This is a genomic window from Thermorudis peleae (assembly GCF_000744775.1).
Classification (GTDB): domain Bacteria; phylum Chloroflexota; class Chloroflexia; order Thermomicrobiales; family Thermomicrobiaceae; genus Thermorudis; species Thermorudis peleae.
The window spans coordinates 718,783-745,267 of the sequence record NZ_JQMP01000004.1 but is presented as its reverse complement, the minus strand read 5'-3'; the positions used below and the strand labels follow the sequence as shown (position 1 = coordinate 745,267).

The following is a 26,485-nucleotide window of genomic DNA, read 5'->3' as shown; positions in this document are numbered from 1 at the left end:
CGGAGCAAGCCCGCGTTCACCAGCCAGAAGTGATTGTCTAACGTTACGTGTTGGCCGGCGATACAACGGGGGCCGAGACCGGAACACGCGGCTCGGCTTCCTCGCCCTCGTCAGGCACGTAGCGGAGCGTCGACTTGTCTTCCACGCGGTCGATGAAGAGAATGCCATCGAGGTGATCGATCTCGTGCTGCAAAACACGGGCAAGGAACCCATGGGCTTTGATCCGCACCTCGCGGTCTTGCAAGTCACGGGCACGCACCGTGACATTCATCGCGCGTGGCACATCGCCCACCCAATTCGGGATGCTGAGGCAGCCTTCTGGGCCAACTTGCCGCCCGCTCGCCTTGATAATCTCCGGATTGACTAAGGTGAGCTTAATCTCAGGGTCGTCTTCGTGCTCAAAACCAGCTGGGATGCTCACGATAATGAGCCGGCGTAGGACGCCTACCTGTGGTGCTGCCAGTCCCACCCCTTCGGCGGCTTCCAAGGTATCCCACATGTCCTGCGCCAACCGGCGAATATCCTCGTCAATCGTTCGGATGCGCACCGCCTTCTGCCGCAGTCGTGGATCGCCTTCCGTGATAATCGGTCGTACTGCCATTGTTCCCTCAGTCGTCCCTCGTGTCGTTCCTCTGCTAACGGACAAGTATAGCCGATCGTGATGGGACAGTTGGATAGCCTTAAAGGAGGCTGATTGGATCGACGTCGATTAGCCAGCCTGGTCCGAGCGGCACCGCAGCGACGAGTTCGCGGGCAGCTGCACCACGCACGAGGATTTGCCACTGGTAACGCCCACGAATCTTGGCAATGAAGGCTGGCGTTGGACCGAGCACCTCGGCGTCGATGCCCAACTGAGCTTGCGCCTGGCGTAGTCGATCGGCTGCTGCCTCAGCTGACAGCTGGCAGGCGAGTGCGTCCACTATGGCGGTAGACCAGCCGGACCAAGCGGCAGAACGGTGGATAGCGATGCCGCTTACGGAACGCAAGCTCTTCCGTGTAAAAGCGCTCGTAGTCATGCTGGCTCGCTGCCTGAATGGCATAGTGGTCGGGCGTATAGGTCTGGATAATCACGTGTGCGCCCGGCGTCTTCCGGCCAGCTCGACCGGCCACTTGCGTAAGAAGCTGGAACGTCCGCTCACCTGCCCGGTAATCTGGCAGGTAGAGCTGCGTATCTGCGTTCACAATCCCAACAGTTGAGACCAGCGGGAAGTCAAACCCTTTGGCGACCATCTGCGTGCCGACCACGATGTCGACGGCGTGCTGCTGCACGAGGCGCACAAGGCGCTCCACGTCACCAGCTTGGCGCACGACATCCTGATCCCACCGTAGGATGCGTGCTGCTGGGAAGAGACGGGCAAGTTCCCGCTCGACACGCTCGGTTCCGGCGCCGTAGTAGCCTAACGTGCCGTGGCGGCAGCGTGGGCAACGCCCGAGCGGAGAACGTCGCAACCCACAGCGGTGGCAGATGAGACGACGAAGGTCAGCGTGGTAAACCAAGGGGGTCTCGCATGCCGGGCATTCCAGGACAGCACCGCACGCGCGGCATTGCACGACTGTCGCCAGACCGCGCCGGTTGAGCAGCACAATCGCTTGCTCGTGAGCCGCCAGCGCTCGCGCGATCGCCTGCTGCAGCTGCGTGCTAAACAGACTGCGATTCCCGCGTTGTAACTCTAAGCGCATGTCGACGATCGTCGTCTGTGGCAGCGGCAGCGATGTCGCAACTGGCTGTGCCTGCCGGCGGTGTAACACAACTGGCCCGACACGTTCAGGAAGACGCAGCAGGTGAAGTTCGCCAATCTCGGCCGCATAGCGCGTTGTGACATCGGGCGTGGCACTTCCAAGAAGCAAGACAGCATGGTGCCGTTGCGCCAACTGCTGAGCAACTGCCCGGGCATGGTACCGCGGCACGCTTTCTTGCTTGTAAGCCGCGTCATGCTCCTCATCAATCACAATCAGCCCGAGCTGCTGCACGGGAACAAAGAGCGCTGAGCGTGGCCCGACAACAATTGGTGCTTCGCCACGGGCGACAGCGTGCCAGGATGCCCATCGTTCGCTCGGGCGCAGCCCACTGTGGAAGACGACAACGTGGCCAGGGAATCGGCTTGCAAAACGTTCGACAATATGGCTGGTTAAGGCAATCTCAGGCACGAGAATAATCGCTTGCCGTCCCTGGCGCAGGCATTCTGCCGTAGCCCGCAAGTAAAGCTCTGTCTTGCCGCTCCCAGTCACCCCGTGGAGCAAAAACCCGGCGAACTCCTGGCGAGAGAGAGCAGCGTGGATAGCTCGCCAGGCTTCTGCTTGCGCCGGCGAAAGCGTCGGGATACTTGTGACGTGCGTGCTCGTCCCGACCGGCAACGGCGGTAGCTCGATCAGCCGGAGGACGCCTGCCTTCGCCAGTTCGCGTGTTGCTGAGAGCGTCAACCGCGTCATCTGGTGGAAGGTTTGCCAAGGCATCGGTTGTCCAGGGTGAGCAGCCTCCCAGTCACGGAGTACAGCCTGTGCCCGCTGGGCGGATGCTCCATCGCTGGGTGGCGGACCGGCGACGAGCTGAACATATCGCCGGACGGCACTCGGCTGCGCTTGCACGCGCGCAGTGCGCTCGATGATGCCTGCTGCAACCAAGCGCTCGACGACGGTGGTCAGGCTGCGGTTCAGCGCGCGGCGTGCTGCCTCGAGCGTGATCGGGCCGCGTTCTTGCAGCAACTGGACAAGTCGGCGCTGCAATGGCGTCAGCGTGTCAAGGTCAACCGTTGCTGAGTCGCGCAACTGGAGTACCGTCGCTGTTCGTTGGGTAATGCCCGGGGGCAAGAACGGCGACGCTGCTTCAAACAGGGTGCAGAGCGTTTCCTCGCTCAGCCACTCAACCAGTTCCCACTGCCACGGCGCGAGTCGAAACGTCGGCTCGACGACAGCGTGCAGCGGCCGTAGCGGGAACGGCGGCAGTTCCGTCGTCAGCCGCACCACGATGCCGACGCGGAGTTCATCCTTCAATGGGGCCCAAACGAGCTGACGCTCCTGCACCTGGTCCGCCAGGTGAGCTGGAACAAGGTACGAAAACAGCTGGCGTCGTTCAGTTGTCGGCGCGTCGAGTGCAACCTCGGCGCAGCGGGTCGCTTGCTCGTGCATTGTCGTGATCATCGGCCTTTCAGGCAGCATGCCGTGCACTGTTCAATGATGCCATGCTGCTCGTGGCCCATAGACAGCGCTTCCTGCGGTCCGGATAATCAGGCTGGGCTGATTGCGCCGTGCGGCGCGGCTGACTGAAAGGATAGGATTATGGCACGAAGCACGTTGACTATTGAAGAGGCGTTTATCGCCCAGCATCCTGGTTCACGGGCCCGTTATGAACGCGCGGTCCGCGACTTTCCGAGCGGCGTGACCCATGACGCACGCTATCTGCGGCCGTTTCCGCTCTACGTTGAACGTGCGTCAGGGCCGAAAAAGTGGGACGTTGACGGAAATGAGCTCATCGACTATGCGATGGGCCATGGCGCATTGCTCCTTGGCCATGCTCATCCCGCTATTGTCGAAGCCGTCACCGCCCAGGTACAACGCGGCACCCACTATGGCGCTGGGCATGAGCTTGAGCTGGAGTGGGCCGAGCGCATTCGCTCGCTGATGCCATCCTGTGAGCGCGTCAAATTCACGGCGTCAGGGACCGAAGCGACGCTGCTCGCCATGCGTCTGGCTCGAGCCTTCACCGGGCGACAGAAGATCCTCAAGTTTGCCGGCCACTTCCACGGCTGGCAGGACTATGCTGTGCCAGGTGAGAAGCTGCCGTTCACCGCTCGCTCGTCGCCCGGGATTCCCCAGGCGGTCTTTGACACCGTCATCGTTGCGCCAGTCAACGATCTGGCGTTCGTCGAGCGCCGCTTGTCCGAAGGCGATATTGCCGCGGTTATCCTTGAGCCAAGTGGTGCATCTTGGGCTTCGATCCCCCTGCCCGACGGCTTCCTCCACCGCCTCCGCGAGATTACGCAACGGTACGACACCGTACTGATCTTCGACGAGGTCATCACGGGTTTCCGTTGGTCGCCGGGCGGTGTGCAGGGCCTGCTCGGTATTCGACCTGATCTGACGACAATGGCCAAGATTATGGCAGGTGGACTGCCAGGTGGCGCGGTCGGCGGGCGGGCTGACATTCTGGCCTTGCTCGAGTTCCGTGACGATCCAGCCTGGAACCAAGAGCGCCGCGTCCAGCATCCTGGCACGTTTAATGCCAATCCCCTTTCAGCAGCAGCGGGGTGCGCGTGCCTGCAGATCGTCGCTGATCCAGCCGTGCAGCGCCATGCTGACGCCATGGCCGCCCGGCTGCGGCGTGGCATGAACCAGATCCTCGTTCGGCGAGGTATTCCCGGCTTTGTCTGGGGCGAGAGTTCCGTGTTCCATATTGTCCTGGGGACGCGCTGCGCCAATCAGCACGGCGAGGACATTCGTATACCAGAAGGCGTCGCACCAGAAGTGCTGAAAGCTGGCCTCAGTGGTCGGCTTGGCCACCTCTTGCACCTGGCCATGGTGAACGAAGGCGTTGATCTCTTCCATGGTGGTGGCCTCGTCAGCGCTGTTCACACCGAAGCAGAAATCGATGCCACGATCGAAGCGTTCGACCGTGCCTTGCAGCGGATGGATGAGGAGGGGCTGTTCGCGTCGCTTGACTCGAAGTGAGCAGGTCGCGCATACACGGTGGTAGCTCCCGGCGAGCCAGGATGCTGTTCGTCACGACCTGGCTCGCCGGGCCAATTTCACGCGTGTTCGCTGTTAGGCCTTAGTCAACTGGGTCATGCCCACCGGCGTGCGCCAGAGTGGACGACGTGGGTCGATGCCACGGACGATGTCGTGATAGAGGCGAGCAAGTTGCTGGGTAATCGGCCCAGGTGCGCCATCGCCAATCTGGTACCGATCAATGCTCGCAATTGGGGTAATCTCGGCGGCTGTGCCGCACAAGAAGACTTCGTCCGCAAGATAGAGTTCGGTGCGATCAACCGGTCGCTCTTCCACGAGCAGCCCAAGGTCCTCGCGGGCGAGCGTCAGCAGCGTGTCGCGAGTAATACTCTCCAAAATGCTGCTGGTCACGTCGGGCGTGATGAGCTTGCCGTTCCGCACCAGCATGAGGCAAGCACCTGGCCCTTCGGCTACTTTGCCCTGCGTGTTCAGCAGGATTGCCGCGTCATAGCCATCCTGGAGTGCTTCCATCGTCGCCAGCTGGCTGTTGCGGTAGTTTGAGATATTCTTGACTCGTGGCGGCATCACATCATCGGCAATCCGTCGCCACGAGCTGACACGGGCATGCACCGCTTTGCCACTGAGCAGTTCTGATGGCATTGGTCGGATCGAAATGTAGATTTGCGACTCAGGGCTATACCCGCTCAAACTCTTCGGCCCGCCACTGCGGTAGGCGACTGGCTGGATGTAGGTATCTTCGCGACACTCATTGGCACGGAGCAGCGTGATGACCGCTTCAGTGAGCTCATCCACGCTGTATCGGCGTTCAAGACGCACGAGCTTCATCGAGTGGTGCAATCGCTCCAGGTGATCTTGCAGGCGGAACACGAAGCCTTCCCCAGCCTCGGCGTTCCAGTACATGCGAATGCCTTCGAAGACAGCCCCGACGGTCGACCATCCAAGGTCGGTGACGTGAACTGTCGCCTCTTCCCACCGCACAAGCTTGCCGTTCCACCAGAGATACGCCGGATGCTCCGCCACGTCTTGCCTCCTTACTCGCTGCATTCCCGGCTCTCGCTTGCGCTGCGCGTCACTGTGCGCATCGTGGCGCACCCTTGCACCGGCGGCACAGCGCAGACCCGTTGCCTGTGCCCGCGTGCAGGATGGACGAGACCGCACCACTTGTCAACCAGAAGCTGCGCATGGGGCGCGTCGCTACCGGTCTGGTAGCCGGATCGCGTTCGGTGGCACGCCGTCACTGACGAGGAACGCGCGAGCAGCCGCGCCGTACAACCCGACGTTTGGTCCAAGGGATGAGGTCACGATACGCACATGGTCAGCAATATGCGGCATCGCGTAGGTTGGAAGCCACTGCTGGAGTGGTGCTGTCAGCAGTTCGCCGGCTTCGGCCACACCACCCCCAAGCACGATCACTTCCGGGTTGAAAAGGTTGATGAGACCTGCAAGCCCGACCGCCAGCGCTCGTCCGGCCTGGGCGAAGATAGCCCGTGCTGCCGGATCGCCTTGGCGTGCAGCTGCAGTGACGATATCGGCAGTGACCGGTTGCCCGCCAGCAAGCTGGGTGATGCTGGGCGACCGGCCAGATTGCACAAGCGCCTCGCCGTCGCGCGCAAGTGCCCATCCGCTTACGAACGCTTCCAGGCAACCGATGCCTCCGCAGTGGCAGCGCGGCCCGTTGGGGTCAACCGGCACGTGTCCAACTTCGGCACCCAGTCCTGCGACACCCTCGACAAGCAACCCATGGGTGATGATGCCACCCCCGAAGCCCGTGCCAATGACACAGTGCACAATGTGTCGTGCTCCACGAGCAGCACCGAAGAGCGCTTCGCCAAGCGCCGCGCCATTCCCATCGTTGCCGAGCACAATCGGTCGCTTCAGACGACGCACGAGTTCGTCTTTGAGTGGTACGTCGTGCCAGCCGGGGAGGTTTGGCGCCATGTGGATGACGCCGCGGACAGGATCGAGCGGGCCCGGGGCAACGATGCCGACCGGCGTGTCAGCTGCAACGCCTGCTTGATGTGCGACCTGCTCGACGAGTGCGCAAATCCGGTCGATAACTGCCGCAACACCCTCATTTGCGCGTGTCTCGGTGGCCTGGTGATGTGTCAGTGTCCCGTCACGGGTAATGCGGGCTGCGCGCAGGTGCGTACCGCCGAGGTCAACTGCGATGACCTGGTCAACGCCCATCCGTCGCCTCCTCCGTCTATGGCAAAAACCGGTAGCGAAGCAGTGTCAGCAGGACAGTCACCCCGTCCCGCCAGGTGATCTTCTTGCCCTCCCAATACTCTCGCCCATTGTAGGAAATGGGCACTTCGTAAATGCGATAGCCGCGGCGGAGGATTTGCGCGGTGATCTCCGGATCAAAACCCCAGCGCTCGCTCCGGAGGGCGATGTGCTGTGCAACCTCGGCGGTGAAGACCTTGTACCCCGTCTCCATGTCCGTCAGCGTCGTGTCATAGAGCAGGTTCGTCACCAGCGTCAGGAAGCGGTTCCCGACCGCGTGCCAGAAGTACATCGCTTTATGCTCGCCAAGAAAGCGCGAGCCGTAGACGACCTGGCTCCGACCTTCAAGAATTGGCCGGAGGAGAGCAGGATAGTCGCGGGGATCGTATTCCAGGTCAGCATCTTGAATCAGCAGAATGTCGCCTGTCGCAGCTTCGAGGGCGGTGCGGACCGCGGCGCCCTTCCCACGGTTGACCGGGTGGAAGATGAGCCGCATTTCGGGGATATCGGGTGAGAGTGCCGAGAGGACAGCCCGTGTTCCGTCGGTCGAGCCGTCGTCAACGACGACCAGTTCGCGCTCCAGCGGCAGTTCAACGCTCTGCACGCGCCTGAGTAACTCCGCGACGGTTCGTTCTTCGTTATAGACCGGGATTAGGATCGAGAGCCGGCGGAACGTTGGCATACCCCTCCCTCTCCTCCCGCTCGTCCACGACGGCTAGAGGATGAACTTGCTCAAATCGTCGTCAGCCGCAACGTCGTCGACCCGTGAGCGGACATACGCCGCGTCGATCGTCACCGTCTGCCCCGCATAGTCGGGTGCATGGAACGAGATGTCCTCGAGCACGCGCTCCATGATGGTCGCCAATCGTCGCGCACCGATATCTTCCGTGCGCTCATTCACCTCAGCGGCATAGCGAGCAATCTCACGCAAGCCGTCCTCGGTGAACTCAAGGGTCACCCCTTCGACCCGCAGCATCTCAGCATATTGCCGTGTCAGCGCATTTTCCGGGACGGTCAGGATCTTGTACAGGTCATCCTCGCTGAGACGCTGGAGTTCCACCCGAATCGGGAACCGTCCCTGCAGCTCGGGAATCAGGTCAGAAGGACTCACGCCGTGGAACGCCCCCGCGGCAATAAAGAGCATGTGGTCAGTGCGGACGGGCCCGTAGCGGGTCATCACGACCGAGCCTTCGACGATTGGCAGCAAGTCGCGTTGCACGCCTTCCCCCGAGACGTCGGGGCCATACTCCCCTGACCCACGGGTGATCAGTTTATCGATCTCATCGATGAAGATGATGCCTGACTCTTCTGCCCGCTTGATCGCCGCTTCAACGACAGTGTCGAAGTCGATGAGCCGCTGGGCTTCTTGCTGGGTGAGGATACGCCGCGCTTCACGAATCGAGACGCGACGCGTTCGCCGTCGTGGGAAGCTTTCCAGGAACTCCCCAAAGGCTTCCTGCAACTCCTCAGCGGCGAAGTCTCCGTTGCCTTCGATGAACACGTCGAAGTCGGTGTCGATGTCAAGCTCGACCGTTTCGTCTTCGAGCCCATCGTGGCTGAGCAGTTCCAGCAGGCGACGACGCTGCCGGTTAAGCCGACGACGCTGGGCGGCTTCGCGCTTGCGCCGCTCTTCTGGGGTCTCGTTCTCCTCAGCGTGCTCGCCTTCCTCACCCTCGTCTTTGCTCGAGCGCGCGCCACGCCGGCGCATTCGCTGTTCGACGAGCAGGTCGACGAGCCGCTGCAGTGCCGCGCGCGCAGCCTCGTCGCGGACAGCTTCCAAGCGCTCACCATGGAGCATACTGATGCTGGCCTCGACAAGTTCGCGCACGATCGACTCGACATCGCGCCCGACGTAGCCAACTTCCGTGAACTTTGTCGCTTCAACCTTGATGAAGGGGGCATCGACGAGTTTTGCCACGCGGCGGGCAATTTCCGTCTTGCCTACGCCGGTCGGCCCAATCATCAAGATGTTCTTTGGGAAGATATCACGGCGGATCTCGTCGGGAAGTTGTTGCCATCGCCAGCGGTTGCGCAAGGCAACGGCAACAGCGCGCTTGGCGCTCTCTTGACCAACGATATAGCGATCAAGCTCAGCGACAATCTGTGCTGGCGTGAGTGCCAGCGATGCTTTTTCAGTCAATGTCTTCGCGCTCATCGTCCGTATAGTGTGCTCCTCCTTGGTTGAGTGGTGGGGCTGTGAGCAACGTGATCTCGTGGTTGGTATAGATGCAGAGGTCGGCAGCGACTTCCATGGCGGCGCGGACAATCTCCGGCGCGCTCAGCGTCGTGTGACGGAGCAAGGCGCGGGCGGCCGCCGCGGCGTACGCGCCCCCAGTCCCAATTGCCGCAACGCCGTCGTCTGGCTCTAGCACGTCGCCTTCGCCGGAGAGGAGCAGGAGTTGCTGAGGGTCAGCGACAAGGAGTTGAGCCTCCAGCCGCCGGAGATAGCGGTCTGTCCGCCATTCCTTGGCAAGTTCAACCGCAGCATGGCGCAGATCGCCGTTCGCACTGCGCAGATGCTGCTCAAACTTGTCAAAGAGCGTAAGCGCGTCCGCAACTGCTCCAGCAAACCCTGCCAGAATGCTGCCATTTGCCAGCGCGCGGATCTTCCGTGCATGGTGCTTCAGCACGATGTCGCCGGCCGTGACCTGGCCGTCTCCGCCTAACGCGACGACGCCGTCACGCAGAACGCCAAGAATGGTTGTGCCGTGCCACGCCATGCCGTACTCCCCGCGGGCTGCCCGCGCAAACCGGTCAATTGTAGCGTATTTCGTCATCGGCTGCCTTACGCGGGTTGAGCGATCGGCTCAGCCCGATAACTGCATGAGCTGCAGTGCACAATGTCCTGCCCGCGTCGTGTCGTCACCACGAGCAGCCCGCCGCACTGCGGACAACGCTCGCCAGTTGGACGCTCCCAGCTGACGAAGTCACACGCTGGGTAGCGACTGCAGCCATAGAAGACCCGTCCACGCTTGCTCCGCCGCACCACAATCTCGCCTTGCCCACAGGCTGGGCAGGTGACGCCGATCTTCTCGACCAGCGACCGCTTGTTGCGGCACTCTGGAAAGCCGCTACAGGCAAGGAAGCGCCCAAATCGGCCGAACTTGATCACCATTGGCCGACCGCAGAGTTCACAGACTTCGTCTGTCGGCTCATCGGCCACGCGCACTTTGCTGATTGTCTGTTCGGCCTTCTCGACCGTCTCATGGAACGGCTGATAGAACGCTGCGACGACCGGTACCCATTCGCGTTGTCCCGAGGCAATCTCGTCCAGCTCTTCCTCCATCCGTGACGTGAATTGCACGTCGACGATATCGGGGAAGTGCTCGACGAGCAAGTCGTTGACCAGCATGCCAAGTTGGGTTGGTACAAGCTTGCGGTCTTCGACCTGGACATATTGCCGTTGCTTCAGCGTCTCAATTGTTGGGGCATAGGTGCTTGGCCGGCCAATGCCCAGCTCTTCCAGCGTCTTCACCAGGCTTGCCTCAGTGTAGCGCGGCGGCGGCTGCGTAAAGTGCTGCTCTGGACGGACAGCAATGAGTCGCAGGGCCTGGCCGTCATGCAACGGCGGCAGCGGGCGCTGGTCGAGTTCGTCCTGCATTTCGTCGTCACGCCCCTCACGGTAGACGGCCAAGAAGCCAGGGAAGCGGATAACCGAGCCGCTTGCCCGGAGCAGATACGGCGCGTGATCGGGCGCGGTGCCAGCGACAATGTCAACACTCGTGGTGTCGTAGATCGCATTTGCCATTTGGCTGGCGATAAAGCGTTCCCAGATCAATCGATACAGCTTGTACTGTGCGTCAGAGAGGTACGGCTTCACGGCGTTCGGCAAGCGTGCTGGATCGGTTGGTCGGATGGCTTCGTGTGCCTCCTGTGCTCCCTTCGCCTTCTTGGTATAGACTGGCGGCTCTGGAGGCAAGTACGCTTCGCCAAACTGCTTGGCAATGACCTCACGCGCTCGCGCCTGTGCTGACGCCGCGACTTGTGTTGAGTCTGTGCGCATGTAGGTGATGAGACCCTGGCGCCCTTCCGCTCCAAGGTCGATGCCTTCATAGAGTTGCTGGGCGAGTTCCATCGTGAAACGTACCGGGAAGCGCAACTTCCGCGCTGCCTCTTGCTGCAAGGTGCTGGTCGTAAACGGTGGGGCAGGGCGGCGCTGCTTCTCTCGCTGTGTGACCTGTTGCACCCAGTAGCCGGCACGTTCGAGCGCCTCGGCAACCGCGCGAGCGGCCGCTTCGTTTGGGAGTTCCGGCTTTTCGCCGTTGATCCGGACAAGCGCTGCCGTAAATGGCTGCGGCTCGGTTGTCCCGTCCGGCTCCGGCATGAGGTCGACGGCAATCGTCCAATACTCTTGGGGAACGAATGCTTGAATTTCTCGCTCACGTTCCACAATGAGCCGCAAGGCGACCGATTGCACACGCCCAGCTGAGAGCCCCCGTCGTACTTTCCGCCAGAGCAAGGGGCTGATCTCATAGCCAACCAGCCGGTCGAGCACGCGCCGCGCCTGCTGGGCGTTCACGAGTCGCATGTCGATGTCGCGTGGGCTTTGTAAGGCTGCCCGGATCGCCTCAGGCGTAATCTCGTGGAAGACAATCCGGCGGCGCGGCTTTTCATGCGCACCGGTCGCCTCGATCAGATGCCAGGCAATCGCCTCCCCCTCACGGTCTGGGTCAGTGGCAAGGATCAGCTCGCGCGCTTGGTTAACCCGCTCCTTCAGTTCTTTGATGACCGGCTGTTTCTCTTTGAGAATGACGTAGGTCGGCGTAAAGCCGTGCTCGACGTCAACCCCGAGCTTGCTCTTCGGCAAGTCGCGGACATGTCCCATTGATGCCATGACGGTATAACCCGGGCCAAGATACCGGCTGATCGTCCGTGCCTTGGCTGGCGATTCCACGATGACGAGCATGCCGTCGTCGCCGTTGCTCGTGCGTGAGCGCGCAGTTGTCGTGCTCGCTGTCGTGGTAGTCTTCTTCGTCTGCTTGGTTGTTTGCTTCGTCGTGCCTTTCGTCTTTTGTCGTGCCACGCTGACTCCCTCACATGTTGGTATTTGTCGTTGTCTTCATCGTGGATTTAAAGGATATCAGTACGACCTTGACGCTTCAGCTCCTGGACGATCGCTCGCACCTCTTGCGCACGTGAGCGATCGCAGACGAGCAAGACATCGTCAGTGTCGACGATGATCAGGTTCTCGATGCCGAGTGTAACCACGAGTCGTTTCCGTCCATACATGAGCGTAGCATGCGTGTCGACCCCCACATGCTCGCAGTTGACGGTGATGTTGGCACCATCGTGCTCAGCAAGCAACTGCGCCAGCCCGTGCCAGTCGCCAATATCCGCCCAGCCGAACTCGGCTGGCACGACCGCGATTGCCTCAGCACGCTCCATAATACCCGTATCAATCGTGACATCAGGGAGCCTCGGCCAGAGTTCAGCGAGCACTGCCTCGCGCTCTGGCGTGTCCCATACGGCAGTGATCTGGGCGAGTGTTTCGGCAACCTCCGGCAACAGTGCGCGCAGGTGCTCAAGGAATATATCGACGCGCCAGAGAAACATGCTGGCATTCCATACGTACTCGCCTGACGCAACAAAGGCGCGGGCCGTCGCAAGGTCTGGCTTCTCCTTAAAACCCCGGCCGCGGAAGACACGCAACCCGTTCTGCTCAAAGAGCGGCTCGCCAAGGTGGATATAGCCGTACCCGGTTTCCGGGTAGCGTGGAGGAATGCCAATCGTCGTTAGATAGCCTTGCTCTGCTGCGGCTATTGCCGCGCGTACCGCTTTGGCAAACGCTGCTGGATCGGCGACGTAATGGTCGGCCGCGAACGAGCCCATAATCGCCGTCGGATCGTGGCGCGCGATCAGAAAGGCGCCGAGGCCGATCGCCGGGCCTGTTCCGCGTGGTTCTGGCTCGGTGATGACGTGATCAGGAGGCAGCATCGGCAGTTGCTCGCGGACGGCTTGAACGTGCGCCTTGCCAGTAATCACAAAGGTCTGCTCGGGCGTGGTCAATGGGGCGAGACGCTGCCAGGTCGATTGGAGCATTGAAGATGGCCCGGGCAGCGGCAGGAGAAATTTTGGCCAGTTTTTCCGGCTTGCTGGCCAGAGCCGCGTGCCGCTCCCGCCAGCTGGGATCAGCGTCCACAATCGCATACTACCCCTCTCTTTCCCTCCGGCGCACGTGCGCTGCCCCGCTTACGCACGCGCATAAAGCTGGGAGCCAAGATGCCGAACCTGCCCTCGGAGCTGCATCTCCAGCAGCAGGACATTCATCTGGCTGATACCCAACCCAAGCTCGGCTGCGAGATCATCGATATGGTACGGCCCGTGCGCCAGCAGAGCAAGAATCTGTGCTTCGTGCGGCGATGCAGGTGACGGTGCTGGTGGCGTCGGCAGCGCAAGTTGCCGGACCTCCAACTGCAAATCGTCAAGAATATCACGGGCACTGCCGATCGGCGTTGCCCCGTCTTTCAGTAACGCCAGCGTTCCCTGACTGACCGGTGATGTGATCGGCCCAGGAACGGCATAGACTGACCGGCCTTGCTCAGCCGCAAAGCGAGCAGTGATCAGTGCACCGCTGCGCATCGGCGCCTCGACCACAATAACGCCGAGTGAGAGCCCGCTGATAATCCGGTTGCGAATCGGAAAGTTTTCTGCGATCGGCCGTGTTCCCGGCGGAAACTCGGAAAGAATGGCCCCCTGCTTGATCAATCGCTCGGCCAGGCGCTGGTGAGCCCGGGGGTACACCACATCGACCCCGGTGCCGAACACCGCAATGCTTCGTCCTCCCGCATCGAGTGCCGCTTCGTGGGCGACGCGATCAATGCCATACGCTAGCCCGCTGACGATCGTGATGCCGTGCTGGCACAACTCGCTCGCCAGTTGTTGGGTGACCAATTGGCCATAGGACGTTGCTTGCCGCGTGCCAACAAGAGCAACCGCGCGGTCATCAGCTGGCGTGAGTTCGCCGCGCATGAAGAGTGCAAGGGGCGGGCTAGGGATTTCCCGCAAACGTGGCGGGTATGCCTCGTCTGGATAGCAGAGGACGCGGATGCCCTGGGCCTCAACCGTCGCAAGATACTGGTGTGGATCGAGCCGCTGTCGCAGCGTCCTGAACCGCTCGAGAATGGAAGTGCGAAGGCCAAGCTGTTGCAGCTGCGCCTGGTCCGCCTCCCAGGCCAGAGCAAGGTCACCAAAGTGCGTTCGGAGTCGCTCGATCCACCTGAGACTGATCCCGTAAACGAGATGGAATGCTAGCCAGTATGCTCGCTCGTTCCCCACGCCCGCTTCCCTTGCGTTTGCCCTGTGCAGCGCTGTCCCTACAGCACTACCGTCGGGACATGATACAGTGGAAGAGGGTAGATGACGCGGAGTTGCGCCGATGCCAACGGTGTTGCTCGTCGAAGATGATGAGACGCTCCGCCAAACGTTACGATACACGCTCGAGCGGGCCGGCTACCAGGTCGACGTCGTGGCTGATGGCACCGAAGCGCTCCGTCGTGTGCAGACGAATGCTCCTGATCTCGTGATCCTCGATGTCATGCTCCCTGGCCTTGACGGTTTCGAGGTCTGTCGTGTGCTGCGCCGCTCAAGCACGGTGCCGATCCTCATGCTCACTGCGCGTGATGACGAAGTTGACCGTGTGCTCGGCCTTGAACTCGGCGCTGACGATTACGTGACCAAGCCGTTTTCAATGCGCGAACTCGTTGCCCGTGTCAAGGCCCTGCTCCGGCGTCGCGAGATGCTCGCGGCTGAACTGCGTCCAACTGAGGGGGAAGCTGAACGCATTGTCTTCGGCCCACTGGTCATCGACGTCGCCGCACGGCGAGTTTGGCGTGATGGCCAGGAAGTTGCCCTCAAGCCGCGTGAATTTGACTTGCTCGCGTATCTGGTGCGTCACCGCGGACGAGTCTGTTCGGCTGAGCAGCTTCTCCGAGCGGTCTGGGGCTATCACGGCTATGGTGATACACGAACACTTGCCGTCCACATCCACGGTTTGCGAGAAAAGCTCGAAGCCGATCCACGCCACCCTCAGCTCATTGAAACTGTGCGTGGTGTCGGGTATCGCGTGAATGCCGATTTCGCATCCGCAACTCCTGCGCGTTCCTAGCTGGGTATTGACCGTGTTTCTGCCGATCCTCCTCATCCCAACGACGACCGCGCGGCTGATGCTTGGGCTGGCGCTTGGCGTCCTGGTCGGTTTACTTATCGGCTGGGCGCTTGCCTGGATCCGTGTCGCCCGTGCGCTCAATCAGCACCGTCGCTGGCTCCGCGATCAGTTTCCTCCTGCAGCTTCTCTCGAATCATCCGCCGTTCCAACAGCCTCAGCACTCGACCGCTTTACTCGCGAGTGGGCAGCGTGTCTCCAGTCCTGGCGTGAGCAGGCGCAGCGTGCCCAGGCGGAACGTGACCAGCTTTACCGTATCCTGGAACACCTCAACGAAGGGATTGTTATCAGCGATGAAGCCGACCGTGTCTACTTGCTCAACCGTATGGCCGCGTCGCTTCTGCGCACGACACCGCGCCATGCGACCGGCCGGGCGTTAGCTGAGGTTGTCCGCGACTATGAACTCGTCGAGCTTGTCGCTGAGGCACGACGCAAAGGAATCGCACTGTCACACCAGGTCATCGAGTTAGGCCGTCCGCCACGCGCCGTCCATGCTCTGGCCTCGCGCTTGCCAAGCCCGCGTGGTTCCTTCGTCACGCTGATTCTGCGCGATGTCACCGAGTTGCGTCGCACCGAAACAGTCCGTCGCGACTTTATCGCTAACGTCTCCCATGACTTGCGCACTCCGCTCGCTGGGCTGCAAGCGCTGGTCGATACCTTGCTGGATGGCGCGTTAGATGACCCGGCTGTGGCCCGTGACTTTCTGCAGCGTATTGCGGTCGAAGTCGCGCACCTCACCCAACTGGTGAATCAATTGCTCGACTTGTCCCGAGCCGAGTCCGGCCAACTGACGCTCCAGCGCCGGCCGACTGACCTCAACAGGCTGGCGCGCGACGTCGTTGAGCGGTTTCAGCCACGCGCTCAGGCCCAAGGGCTGGCGCTCACGGTCGTGACCGATCCGTCCGTGCCGTGCGTCGACTGTGATCCTGGCCGGATCAGTCAGGTGCTCGCGAACTTACTGGATAACGCCCTCAAGTTCACACCTGCTGGTGGGCAGGTCACCGTGCGCGTCGCGCGCGACGGTGATGCCGTGCTCGTGACTGTCAGCGATACGGGACCGGGCATCCCACCGGAAGATCTTGATCGGGTCTTCGAGCGGTTCTACAAGAGTGACCGTGCCCGCTCCAGCAGTGGAAGCGGCTTGGGGCTCGCCATTGTCAAGCATCTTGTGCAACTGCACGGTGGCACGGTCTGGGCAGAAAATGCGCCTGGCGGCGGTGCCCAGGTCACTGTGCGGCTGCCAATTTCCCTGCCAACGCCTCCTGATGTGACACGCCGCGAGCGCTCGACTCCGTAACATCGCCGGTGGAGGGGGATGTATAACCCCTGCAAGGAATCCTGCTCGCAGGACGCCGATCGGCGTGATGCCAACAGATCAGATACGCGTTGGGTTTCCGCTCTGCGTGCGTCGTCTCGCAATCCCTCGCCTGCTCTGTCGTGTGTTGTTCATCTGTTGTTGATCGTCCGCTAATCTTCCGTTAATGTCCCATGCATACACTCCACCGTGGGAAATGACGGATGCAGGCGCTGAAGCGTGAGAGGCGACGGCCACTGCGATGGGCACAGCCGCACGGGTCTTGCTGGTCGAAGATGATGAAGCGCTCGTTGAGGCACTGCGGTATGCCCTGAGCCGGCAAGGCTATCAGGTCTGGTATGCACTTGATGGGCGTCGCGGACTGCAACTGGCCCAGGCAGTGCAGCCCGATCTCATCGTCCTCGACTTAATGCTCCCGCAGTTGCACGGCCTTGATCTTTGTCGCTTGTTGCGCTCGGTGTCCTCTGCAGCCATCCTCATCCTCACTGCCCGGGACGATGAGGAAACCGTCGTTGCTGGCTTCGCGGCCGGCGCTGATGATTACGTCGTCAAACCCTTCCGGTTACGTGAATTGCTCGCCCGTGTCGAGGCGCTCCTGCGACGCTCCCAAGGGGATGAGGCGGCTGAAACGATCACCGTTGGTCGACTCGTTGTCAATCGGCGTGAACAGCGTGCCACGTATAACGGCGTTGAGCTCCCGCTTGCTCCCCGCACCTTTGCTGTGCTGGCGGCACTGGCAATGTCGCCTGGGAAGCTCTGCTCACGAGCCACCTTACTTGATCGCATCTGGGGCAGTGGCCAGGTCGTTGACCCGCGCAATATCGATGTCCACATCCGGCGTATTCGCGCTGCGCTCCAGCGGGTCGATCCTGCCGCAGCGCAGATGATCCAGACTGTCCACGGTTCGGGCTACCGTTTGCAACCGTTGGCGCTTGAACGTATAGGGGAGGAGCTGAACGGTGAGGTGAAAACCGTGTCCCATGCTGGAGAGTTCGGCATGCGTGATGCGTGAGCAATACGGGTAAGGAGAAGGAAGGAAACGTGATGAGCCAGGTGATAACTCGTCGAACATTCCTGCGGCGCGCGCTCGCTGTCGGTGTAAGCACACCAGCGTTGGCCGGTCTCCTGGCAGCGTGTGGCGGTGGTAGTGCGACGCCAACGCCGACGATGGGTGCGAGCACGGCTGCGTCGCCAACTGCGGCAAAGTCGCCAACCGCGGCGATGATGACGACGCCAACGACGTCGAGTGCGGCAACGACTGCCGCTTCGCCGGCAGCGAGCATGACGGCCACGACGGCGAGTGGTGGCACGGTGACGACGGTTCGGATTACCGGGCCATATACTGGAGAAGCCAAAGCACTGACTGGCGCTGGCTCGACATTCGCTGCTCCGCTCTACACGAAGTGGTCGTCCGACTACGAGAAGCTCACCGGCGTGAAGATCAATTACCAGGCGATTGGCTCCGGTGGTGGCATTAAGAGCTTGCAGGATATGACCGTCGACTTCGGCGCGACCGACGCTCCGATGACCGACGAGCAGATGCAGCAGGCAAAGGGTGGACCAATTCTCCACATCCCGACCGCGCTCGGTGGAGTCGTGTTGACCTATAACATCCCCGAACTTGAGGGCAAGGATCCGCTCAAGTTCACGCCAGAGACACTGGCTGGCATCTTCCTCGGCACGATTACGAAGTGGAATGACCCCAAGCTTGTTGCCGACAACCCTGCCCTCGCTAACATCAATAAGCCCATTGTTGTCGTCCATCGGAGTGACGGCTCAGGAACAACCTTCATCCTGGTGAGCTACCTGGCTGCTGTCAGCGCTGATTGGAAGAGCAAGGTTGGAGTTGGTACCTCCGTCAACTGGCCGGTGGGGATCGGCGGCAAGGGCAGTGAAGGCGTCTCGGGTGCGGTGAAGCAGAACCCGTACTCGATTGGCTATGTTGAACTGATCTACGCTCTGCAAAACAAGATCGCGTATGGCATGGTCAAGAACAAGGCTGGCAATTTTGTGACCGCTTCGCTCGACACCGTCACCGCTGCGGCAGCCGGAGCATCGAAGTCCATGCCTGCTGATCTTCGTGCCATCATTGTCAACGCTGATGGCGCGAACGCCTATCCAATTAGCGGCTTCACCTGGATCCTGGCCTATCAGAATATGCAAGATCAGGCTAAGGCCATTGCGCTGACCCGGTATCTCTGGTGGGGCTTGACGGATGGCCAGCAGTACCATAAGGATTTGGGCTATGCACCGCTTGCGCCAGAGGTGACGGCGCTCGCGTTGCAGAAGGTCCGGCAGATTACGGTGAACGGCCAACCGGCCTTCCCGGGCAAGTAAGCGGGAGCGTTCGATGGTGCAGCAGGGCGAGGTTGTGGGAGCGGAAGCGCTGAGGCGTCGCCAACGTGACATCGGCGATCCGGCATTTGCTGGAGCCGTCTGGATCACGGCGGCCGGTGCAGTGCTCACGCTGGCACTGCTCATCGCCCTGCTGCTCCATGATGCGTGGCCGGCGATTCGCCGCTATGGTTTCGGCTTTTTCGTCCATTCAACGTGGGATCCGGTCTTTGAGCAGTTTGGCGCGGCAAGCTTCATCTACGGCACGATCGTGACGTCACTGATCGCCCTGATTCTCGCTGCGCCAATCGGGATCGCCGCTGCGCTCTTCATTGTCGAATACGCTCCGCGCTGGCTGCGCGAGCCTGTTGCGTTTTCGATTGAGATGCTGGCGGCGATCCCGAGTATTGTCTATGGCCTCTGGGGCCTCTTTGTCCTTGTGCCGGTCATGCGCAATGGAGTCGAGCCAGCGCTGCAGGCTGTGCTTGGCCCGATTCCGGTGCTCAATCGCTTGGTTGCTGGCCCGCCGATCGGCCTTGACCTGCTGACCGGCGGGGTTATCCTCGCTATCATGATCCTGCCAACCGTGATGGCTGTCTCGCGTGAAGTAATCCTGGCTGTGCCTGATCTCCAACGTGAAGGTATGTTCGCATTGGGCGCGACGAAGTGGGAGATGATCCGCTATGCGGTCCTCCCCTACGCGCGTGCTGGCGTGATCGGCGCGGCGATGCTCGGCCTTGCGCGCGCGCTCGGCGAAACGATGGCGGTCACACTCGTTGTTGGGAACAGCACCACGCAAATTCGCGCATCTCTCTTTACCCCTGGGTATACCATCGCCAGTGCGATTGCCAATCAGTTCACGGAAGCGGATAAAGCGATCTACTTCAGTGCTCTCATGAACCTCGCCCTTGTGCTCCTGCTGGTGGCGTTGTTGATTAACCTGCTTGCCCGGTTACTGGTCTTCCGCTTTGTCCGTAGCCCGGCCGGGGTTCGCGTTTGAGTTGGAGGGGGACGATGGCAGGCACGCTCGTGCCGTCCGTCAGCCGAGACACTGGCTCGCTCCTCGCGCGTGATCGCCACACGACGATGCGGCAGGTGCAGAGCGCCATGGTCGCTGGGCTCATCGGCCTTGCCGCTGTCATTGCGGTTGGTGTGCTCTGGATTATTCTCGGCTACGTTATTGCTCGAGGACTGCCAGCGTTGAACTGGGACTTCTTCACCAAAGCGCCAAAGCCCTATGGCGAGACGGGTGGCGGAGTCGCACCAGCGATCGTCGGCTCACTCTACATGCTCGCTGTTGCCAGCATCATCGCCGTGCCAATTGGCGTCGGTGCAGCTGTCTATCTCTCCGAGTTTGGCCGTGGCCGGTTTGCGACCGTCGTTCGTGTTGTCGTTGATCTCCTTGCGGGGCTGCCATCGATTGTGGTCGGTGCCTTTGTCTGGTCACTGGTTGTGCGCCGCCTCGTCGGGCACTACTCCGGCATTGCCGGTGCTGTTGCGCTCGCGATCATCATGATTCCGATCACCGCTCGCACCGTTGAAGAGATCTTGAAGCTTGTGCCGCAAGCGCTCCGCGAAGCATCACTTGCGTTGGGGGTGCCGCTCTGGCGTACCGTGCTTTTCGTCGTCATTCCTGCGGCACGCGGTGGAATCATTACAGGCATCGTGTTAGCGATGGCTCGCGCTGGTGGCGAGACCGCGCCGCTGCTCCTCACTACCCTTGGCAACATGTTCTTCAACTTCAACCTCTTCCAGCCGATGGCCGCCTTGCCACTGCAGATTTACACGTATGCTTCCTCGCCCTATGAGGACTGGCATACAAAGGCATGGGGAGGCTCGCTGATCCTTATTCTGCTGATTGGTATCCTCAACCTCGTCACGCGCCTTGCGACGCGTGGGAAACAGGTACGGTAGACCGATGGATCGTGAGACATTAGCGGCACTTGCCCGTCCAGAGACGACTACGGAGACGGCAGAGTCGTCAACACAGCAGAGTGGCCGGCGTCCTGCCGGTATGCAGATTCGCGACCTTGCAGCCTGGTACGGCTCATTTAAGGCGATTGAAGGGATCACGGCGCCGATCGAACCAGGCAAAATCACCGCGATCATTGGACCGTCTGGCTGTGGCAAGTCGACGCTCATCCGTTGCCTCAACCGCTTGCATGAGCTGACGCCGGGCGCACGAGTGACGGGTTCCGTGCTCCTGAACGGTGAAGACATCTACGCGCCGCAGGTTGATCCCGTTCGGGTTCGGCGCGTGATCGGCATGGTGTTTCAGAAGCCTAATCCCTTCCCAATGATGTCGATCTACGACAATGTCATCGCTGGCCTGAAGCTCCTTGGGCGGCGATTGCCCAAGCCCCAGCTCGATGAGATCGTGGAACGCTGTCTGCGCGCTGTTGCGCTCTGGGACGAAGTCAAGGACAAGCTCCATGCCTCAGGCGCTTCCCTCTCTGGCGGGCAGCAGCAACGGCTCTGTATTGCTCGCGCGATTGCTGTCGAGCCAGAAGTTCTCTTAATGGATGAGCCCTGCTCGGCGCTCGATCCCGTTGCAACGATGCGCATTGAGGATCTCATGCGACAGCTTGCCCGTGACTATACGATTGTCATCGTGACCCACAATATGCAGCAAGCTGCCCGTGTCTCGGACTACACGATGTTCATGCTGGCTGGTGAGGATCGGGTTGGCCGCTTGATCGAGTACGGCCCAACCCGCGAGCTCTTCCTCCGGCCAAAAGATCACCGAACGGAGGACTATATCACCGGTCGCTTCGGCTAATTCGCTCTCCTGCTGCTGGCGGCGTCACAACGGAGACGCGTTCACGCGCCGCATATGCTATGCTGTAGCTATTCTCTCGTGCTGTTTGGCCTGCCGCTGTGCCGGATCAGTAGCGACATCTTCATGGCAAAGGACGGTGCTCCATGGCAGTCAAGACCCGTGCCGAGTTTGAACGCGAACTGCGCTCCCTGCGTGACGACGTGCTCAACATGGGGAGCATGGTCGAGAAAGCGATTCAGCGCGCGGTCCAGGCGCTGAAGGCGCGTGACGTGCGCCTGGCCGAAGAAGTCATCGCCAGCGACCGCCAGATCGACGAGCGCACCTATGCATTAGAAGAGCAGGCACTGCTGCTCATTGCGACCCAACAGCCACTGGCAACCGATCTGCGGATTATCGCTGCAACGCTCTTCATCATCACTGAGCTGGAACGGATGGGAGACTACGCCGAGGGGATCGCGAAGATCGCCGTTCGACTGGCTGACCAGCCGCCCCTCAAACCGCTGATCGATATCCCTCGCATGGCCGATATCGCAGCTGAGATGCTCCAAGGTGCGCTCGATGCCTTTATCGACCTCGATCTTGAGGCGTGCCGAACGATTTGGAAGCGTGACGACGAGGTCGATGCGCTCTACGATCAGGTCTACCGCGAACTGCTCACGTACATGATGAGCGATCCCGCCACGATCGAGCGGGCAACGTTACTCCTGTGGGCGGGCCATAACCTTGAGCGTATCGCCGACCGCGTGACAAATATTTGCGAACGGATCGCCTTTGTGGTCACCGGTGACCCTCGTGCGCTTCCTGGCCGTGAGGATTAAGATACGCAGCGGAGGAACGGCGACACACGCACGTGCACGAGGAGGCGAAGGTCGTGAAGTACGCTGCAATCATCCGCTATGGCAATCCTGAGAAAATTCAAGAAGTACGGCCGGTACACCGGCAATATCTCGCGAGCTTGAAGAGTTCTGGCAAACTCTGGGCCTCGGGCCCGTTTACCGATGACAGTGGCGCGCTGATCATTTACGAAGCCGATTCCGAAGAAGAAGCCTGGCAGCTCATTCGCCAAGATCCCTTCTACGAAGCTGGTGTCTTCCAGGACATTCAGCTTCGTCCCTGGAACCAGGTGTTCTAACCTGCTGTTGGCTCGATCCACGACGGTGCCTCGCGTGAAGATGCACGCGAGGCACCTTGGGCATGTCCCCCAACCAGTGCTAAGATGAGGGTGAGCCGACTTCCTGTGGTCAGCCCAGTGCCAGTTTGTGAGCAGGACCGGGAGAGGGACATGGAGGTGTATGATGGCGGTCAGTGCCGAGGTCAAAGAGTATCAACTGCTCATTGATGGGAAGCTTGTCCCCTCCTCATCGGGGGAGACATTTGAAATCTACAATCCGGCGACAAACGAGGTTATTGGTCGTGTTGCCAAGGCCACCCGTGAAGATGTCGACCGCGCTGTCCGTGCTGCTCGGCGGGCGTTTGATGAGGGCCCGTGGGGGCGTATGACGCCGAATGAACGGGCAAAGCGCCTCCGCCGTGTCGCCGAGATCATCCGCGAACGGCAGGAAGAACTTTCCCGGATTGAGACGATTAACAGCGGCAAGATCATCGTCGAGTCCCGAGCTGATGTTGCGAATTCAGCAAACTGCTTCGAGTACTATGCGAACCTCACGGGGCAGATCTGGGGCGAGACGATCCCGATGAATGGCCCCCTCTTTGATTACACTGTCCGTGAGCCCTATGGCGTGTGTGGCCAGATCGTTCCGTGGAATTTCCCGATCCTCATGGCGGCGTGGAAGATCGCGCCCGCGCTTGCAGCCGGCAATACTGTTGTGCTCAAGCCCGCAAGCTACACGCCGATTACTGCTCTTCTGCTCGGGCAGATCTGCCTTGAAGCTGGGATCCCCGAAGGGGTCGTAAACATTATCACTGGGCCGGGCAACGAAATCGGCGCGGCGCTCTGCGAGCATCCGCTCGTCGACAAAATCGCGTTTACTGGCGAGACGGAAACCGGCCGCGAGATCCTGCGGCTCAGCGCAGGGACGATCAAGAAAGTCTCGCTTGAGCTTGGCGGAAAGTCGCCCAACATCGTCTTCCCCGATGCTGACCTTGAAGAGGCCGTCAACGGTTCCCTCTTCGCGATCTTCAGTAACGCCGGCCAACGCTGCACGGCGCGCACACGGCTGTTCCTCCACCGTTCGATCCACGATCGCTTCTTGGCTGATTTCGTTGACAAGGCAGGACGGATTCGCCTGGGCGATCCGCTCGACGACCAAACGCAGATGGGGCCGCTTGTCTCACCGCGCCAGTGCCAGCGCGTGCTGCACTACGTCGAACGTGCGAAGAGCGAGGGAGCTGTCCTGCGTCTCGGCGGCAAGAAGCCAGAGGCGCCCGCCTTGCAACGCGGCAATTTTGTCGAACCCACCGTCTTTGACCAGGTCACACAACAGATGACGATTGCGCGCGAAGAAGTCTTCGGTCCCGTGCTCTCAGTGATTCCCTTTGAATCTGAGGACGAGGTCGTCCAGCTGGCGAATGACACCATTTACGGCCTTGGAGCAACGATCTGGACGAAGGACATCAAGCGCGCACACCGGCTGGCTTCGCGGATTCGGGCAGGCAACATCAGCATCAATTACCCGGTGATCAATCCGCCGGAAGCGCCGTTCGGTGGCTATAAGCAGAGCGGCATCGGCCGCGAACTCAGCCGCCATGTGCTTGACCTCTACACGCAAGTCAAGAACGTCGTTGTTGGCTTGAGCGAGGAGCCCTTCGACTGGTATGGCCGCTGGCCAGCCGGACGCTAGGGGTGTCCTGCGCTGCCTGCTTGGCTAGCCGGTGGTATTCCGGCTAGCCAAGCAGGGCTCCCCAGCCGGTCTCAATGAGTTGCTGCTCTCGGGCGAGGAAGTCTAGCACCGTCGCAATGAATGTCCCATGGCTCCAGCTGAGTGGGCTGACGGAGAGCGGTTGCCCAGTGTACGGATGAACCTGCTCGGCGAGCACGCCGCTGGGCAACGCGTGTTCGACTACCCACTCAATGAGCTCTTGCGCGCGGTAGAGATAGGCTGGTGACATCGCACGAGCAATGTACCAGTCAGCGAGCCAGAGGGTGCAGATGAACCAGGGGTTGCCCGGGACGCGTTCAATGTCGTGGCTCATTTGATAGTAGTAGTCGTTCTCGTACCGCGCAATACCGCCGACTGGCGTCTGGCACCAGAGCCGGCCGGCGATCGCTTCCATCGTTTGCTCGAGATGCGGATCGTGTGGGCTGATGAGCCCAAAGGCGAAAAGCCCCGCAAGGCTGGCATCGAGCGTTGGGTCGCGCCGAATCTGATCGGGGCCATCAACATGGACGGTGCGCACGAAGCGGCCGAGCGTCGGGTCGTAGAAGGCGTGGAGTGTTGCAGCGCGGATACTGGTTGCGGCCTGTTCCCATTCCTCCGCAAGGTCATCGTCGGCAAACATGCGCGCAAAGTTGGCCGCTGCGACAAGCCCAGCCCAAACAGCTGCGACTGTAAACGCGTGAATCCCATGGCGCTCTTCCCAGAGGTCGTATGAAGGCTTCGGCAGTCCGGTGTGCTCATCGCGATACGTGGCGAGGAAGCGAGCGCAGGGCACAACCATCGGCAGGTAAAGCTGCCGGATCAATTCAACATCGTGCGTGCGCTGGTAGTGCTCCCAGAGCGCGTAGAGTACGAGCGCTGTGCTGTCCTCTTGAATCGGGAACTGGAGTTGGCCGTCACTGGTTGCCCACGGATGCCAGCTTGAGCCAGCCGAACCATCCGGGTTGTACTTGTGGAGGAAGAAGCCGTACTTGGTAACCAGTTCGTGAATGAACAAGAAGAAGCGGCGGCTCAGCTCGGGATAACCTGCCTTGTCAAGCGCAATGGCAATCAGCGCGCCATCGCGTGGCCAGACGTAGCTATACGTATCGCGACCGAACTGCAGGATATCCGAGTCGTTGGCAGCGACAATCGCACCGTGCTCGTCGATCTGCGTGCGGAGGATCAGCAGGCTCTGGCGTAACAACTGGAGGGCGCGTGGCGAGAGCAACCGCGATTCCCATCGCCGGTGGTTCACCCAACCTTGCCAATAGCGCTCGACACGTCGCAGAATGGTCGCGGGATGTTGGTCAACAATCCGTTCGTGGATGCGGCGCACATCAGCATGGCGGAGCCCTGCGGCCATCCAAAAATACGCCCGCGCTTCGTCATGTGCTGGGATAGCAAGTTCCAGGCCGATAATCGAGTCGACTGATCCCTGCGCAATCGGGTTCTGACTCAGATAGCCGTCTTCTGCATCGCGCCAGGTTCCTTCGCGGCCTCGAAATCCCTTGTTTCCCGTCGCAAAGGTGTGGAGACCAGGCGTTGTACCGGCCCAGCCGGAGAACCAGAAGTAGCGCTTGCCTTTGTAGTGCACAATCGCGCGCTCGACCGGCTCGTAATAGGCCGTTTCTCCATCCGCGTAGCCCCAGAGGTAGCCGTCGAAATGGCTGAAGAGCCGAACCGTTCGGTCTCGCCCGGTCAGGTCACGCACACAGACTTCACGAATCCATGCGTCATCTTCAATGTCAACCGCGTCGCGTATCTGCAGTTGCAGGCCAAGCGCTGGATGGTGTAAGAGCACGTTGCTGACGAGCGTATCGGGCTGATAGCGCAACTGCCGCTCCCAGCCATCGTCGTGCAGCCAGACCAGTTGGTGGTCAACCCAGACGCCGAAACGGCAAAGTTGCCCTTGCGTATGGTTTTCTTGCCCGACATGCGGGTAGTAGAGGTCGCGCAACGTGTACGTGTGGTCAAACGCCAGCAACAACCGTCCGTTGCCGAGCGGAAGATCGCGTGGCATCGTGCCCTCGCTCTCGTCTTTCCCTCTTCTTAAGGTAACCAGGTTCGCTGGTACCGTGCCCACACCTGCCTGCTGCCATGCGGGATGATCTGACCATGACCAACGTCCTGATGAACAAGGACGTTTGTACACCTTGACCGTACAACCCGCG

The 26,485-nt window shown here is 60.9% G+C and carries 23 protein-coding genes; 11 read left to right on the top strand and 12 right to left on the bottom strand.

The features are described 5' to 3' along the window. Positions 1-43 precede the first annotated feature (43 nt). The 3 genes from def to priA all read right to left on the bottom strand — a co-directional run bounded on the left by def (position 44) and on the right by priA (position 3,126). The gene (def, locus tag N675_RS13290) at positions 44-601 is read right to left on the bottom strand and encodes a peptide deformylase (protein ID WP_051914009.1); all 558 of its coding nucleotides are present in this window, start codon (positions 599-601) and stop codon (positions 44-46) included. Positions 602-680: 79 nt separating this feature from the next. After that, complete coding sequence (locus N675_RS14695; protein ID WP_231578052.1) at positions 681-920, bottom strand: hypothetical protein; 240 nt, start codon at positions 918-920, stop codon at positions 681-683. After that, positions 889-3,126, bottom strand: a complete 2,238-nt coding sequence (gene priA, locus N675_RS13285) for a replication restart helicase PriA (RefSeq protein WP_231578051.1) — start codon at positions 3,124-3,126, stop codon at positions 889-891. The genes N675_RS14695 and priA overlap by 32 nt, the downstream gene beginning before the upstream one ends. Positions 3,127-3,276: 150 nt before the next feature. On the opposite strand from priA, the gene N675_RS13280 reads away from it, so the two are divergent. Continuing rightward, entirely contained in the window at positions 3,277-4,665 is a 1,389-nt protein-coding gene (locus N675_RS13280) for an aspartate aminotransferase family protein (RefSeq protein WP_038040579.1), read from the top strand. A 93-nt stretch (positions 4,666-4,758) separates the two neighbouring features. On the opposite strand, the gene N675_RS13275 is transcribed toward N675_RS13280, so the two are convergent. The 8 genes from N675_RS13275 to dprA form a co-directional block, all read right to left on the bottom strand. Continuing rightward, positions 4,759-5,703 carry a branched-chain amino acid transaminase gene (locus N675_RS13275; protein WP_231578050.1) on the bottom strand — a complete coding sequence of 315 codons (945 nt, stop codon included), beginning with the start codon at positions 5,701-5,703 and terminating at the stop codon, positions 4,759-4,761. A gap of 174 nt (positions 5,704-5,877) precedes the next feature. After that, entirely contained in the window at positions 5,878-6,870 is a 993-nt protein-coding gene (locus tag N675_RS13270; protein WP_038040574.1) for an ROK family protein, read from the bottom strand. A 16-nt stretch (positions 6,871-6,886) separates the two neighbouring features. Continuing rightward, positions 6,887-7,588, bottom strand: a complete 702-nt coding sequence (locus N675_RS13265; RefSeq protein ID WP_038040572.1) for a glycosyltransferase family 2 protein — start codon at positions 7,586-7,588, stop codon at positions 6,887-6,889. Positions 7,589-7,621: 33 nt separating this feature from the next. Further along, positions 7,622-9,061: an ATP-dependent protease ATPase subunit HslU gene (gene hslU, locus N675_RS13260; RefSeq protein ID WP_051914760.1), complete on the bottom strand. Its 1,440-nt coding sequence runs from the start codon at positions 9,059-9,061 to the stop codon at positions 7,622-7,624. Then, on the bottom strand, positions 9,039-9,626 hold the full coding sequence (gene hslV / locus N675_RS13255; RefSeq protein ID WP_038040955.1) for an ATP-dependent protease subunit HslV: 588 nt from the start codon (positions 9,624-9,626) through the stop codon (positions 9,039-9,041). Before hslV ends, hslU begins: the two co-directional genes overlap by 23 nt. Before the next feature lie 65 nt (positions 9,627-9,691). After that, the gene (gene topA / locus N675_RS13250) at positions 9,692-11,812 is read right to left on the bottom strand and encodes a type I DNA topoisomerase (RefSeq protein WP_038040953.1); all 2,121 of its coding nucleotides are present in this window, start codon (positions 11,810-11,812) and stop codon (positions 9,692-9,694) included. A gap of 164 nt (positions 11,813-11,976) precedes the next feature. After that, entirely contained in the window at positions 11,977-13,053 is a 1,077-nt protein-coding gene (locus N675_RS13245) for a mannose-1-phosphate guanylyltransferase (RefSeq protein ID WP_038040570.1), read from the bottom strand. A 42-nt stretch (positions 13,054-13,095) separates the two neighbouring features. Further along, a complete protein-coding gene (gene dprA, locus N675_RS13240; RefSeq protein ID WP_038040567.1) occupies positions 13,096-14,181 on the bottom strand; it encodes a DNA-processing protein DprA in 1,086 nt (361 codons plus the stop codon). 100 nt (positions 14,182-14,281) lie between these two features. On the opposite strand from dprA, the gene N675_RS13235 reads away from it, so the two are divergent. The 10 genes from N675_RS13235 (at position 14,282) to N675_RS13190 (ending at position 24,296) form a co-directional block, all read left to right on the top strand. Continuing rightward, positions 14,282-15,010, top strand: coding sequence for a response regulator transcription factor (locus N675_RS13235; RefSeq protein ID WP_038040564.1), 729 nt, complete (start codon positions 14,282-14,284; stop codon positions 15,008-15,010). Further along, a complete protein-coding gene (locus N675_RS13230) occupies positions 14,973-16,364 on the top strand; it encodes a sensor histidine kinase (protein WP_051914759.1) in 1,392 nt (463 codons plus the stop codon). Before N675_RS13235 ends, N675_RS13230 begins: the two co-directional genes overlap by 38 nt. 259 nt (positions 16,365-16,623) lie before the next feature. Continuing rightward, positions 16,624-17,394, top strand: a complete 771-nt coding sequence (locus tag N675_RS13225; protein WP_081887127.1) for a response regulator — start codon at positions 16,624-16,626, stop codon at positions 17,392-17,394. Positions 17,395-17,426: 32 nt separating this feature from the next. After that, the gene (gene pstS, locus N675_RS13220; protein WP_231578049.1) at positions 17,427-18,719 is read left to right on the top strand and encodes a phosphate ABC transporter substrate-binding protein PstS; all 1,293 of its coding nucleotides are present in this window, start codon (positions 17,427-17,429) and stop codon (positions 18,717-18,719) included. Between the two features lie 13 nt (positions 18,720-18,732). Next, entirely contained in the window at positions 18,733-19,716 is a 984-nt protein-coding gene (pstC, locus tag N675_RS13215; protein ID WP_081887126.1) for a phosphate ABC transporter permease subunit PstC, read from the top strand. 14 nt (positions 19,717-19,730) lie between these two features. Then, a complete protein-coding gene (pstA, locus tag N675_RS13210; RefSeq protein ID WP_051914758.1) occupies positions 19,731-20,630 on the top strand; it encodes a phosphate ABC transporter permease PstA in 900 nt (299 codons plus the stop codon). A 100-nt stretch (positions 20,631-20,730) separates the two neighbouring features. After that, positions 20,731-21,495 (top strand): phosphate ABC transporter ATP-binding protein PstB, encoded by a 765-nt coding sequence (gene pstB / locus N675_RS13205; RefSeq protein ID WP_038040942.1) that lies wholly within the window; start codon positions 20,731-20,733, stop codon positions 21,493-21,495. Positions 21,496-21,638: 143 nt separating this feature from the next. After that, entirely contained in the window at positions 21,639-22,313 is a 675-nt protein-coding gene (gene phoU, locus N675_RS13200) for a phosphate signaling complex protein PhoU (RefSeq protein ID WP_038040562.1), read from the top strand. A 53-nt stretch (positions 22,314-22,366) separates the two neighbouring features. Next, entirely contained in the window at positions 22,367-22,627 is a 261-nt protein-coding gene (locus N675_RS13195) for a YciI family protein (protein ID WP_038040941.1), read from the top strand. A 160-nt stretch (positions 22,628-22,787) separates the two neighbouring features. Beyond that, positions 22,788-24,296: an aldehyde dehydrogenase family protein gene (locus tag N675_RS13190; RefSeq protein WP_231578048.1), complete on the top strand. Its 1,509-nt coding sequence runs from the start codon at positions 22,788-22,790 to the stop codon at positions 24,294-24,296. Positions 24,297-24,339: 43 nt separating this feature from the next. On the opposite strand, the gene N675_RS13185 is transcribed toward N675_RS13190, so the two are convergent. After that, complete coding sequence (locus N675_RS13185) at positions 24,340-26,334, bottom strand: glycoside hydrolase family 15 protein (protein ID WP_038040559.1); 1,995 nt, start codon at positions 26,332-26,334, stop codon at positions 24,340-24,342. Positions 26,335-26,485 lie beyond the last annotated feature (151 nt).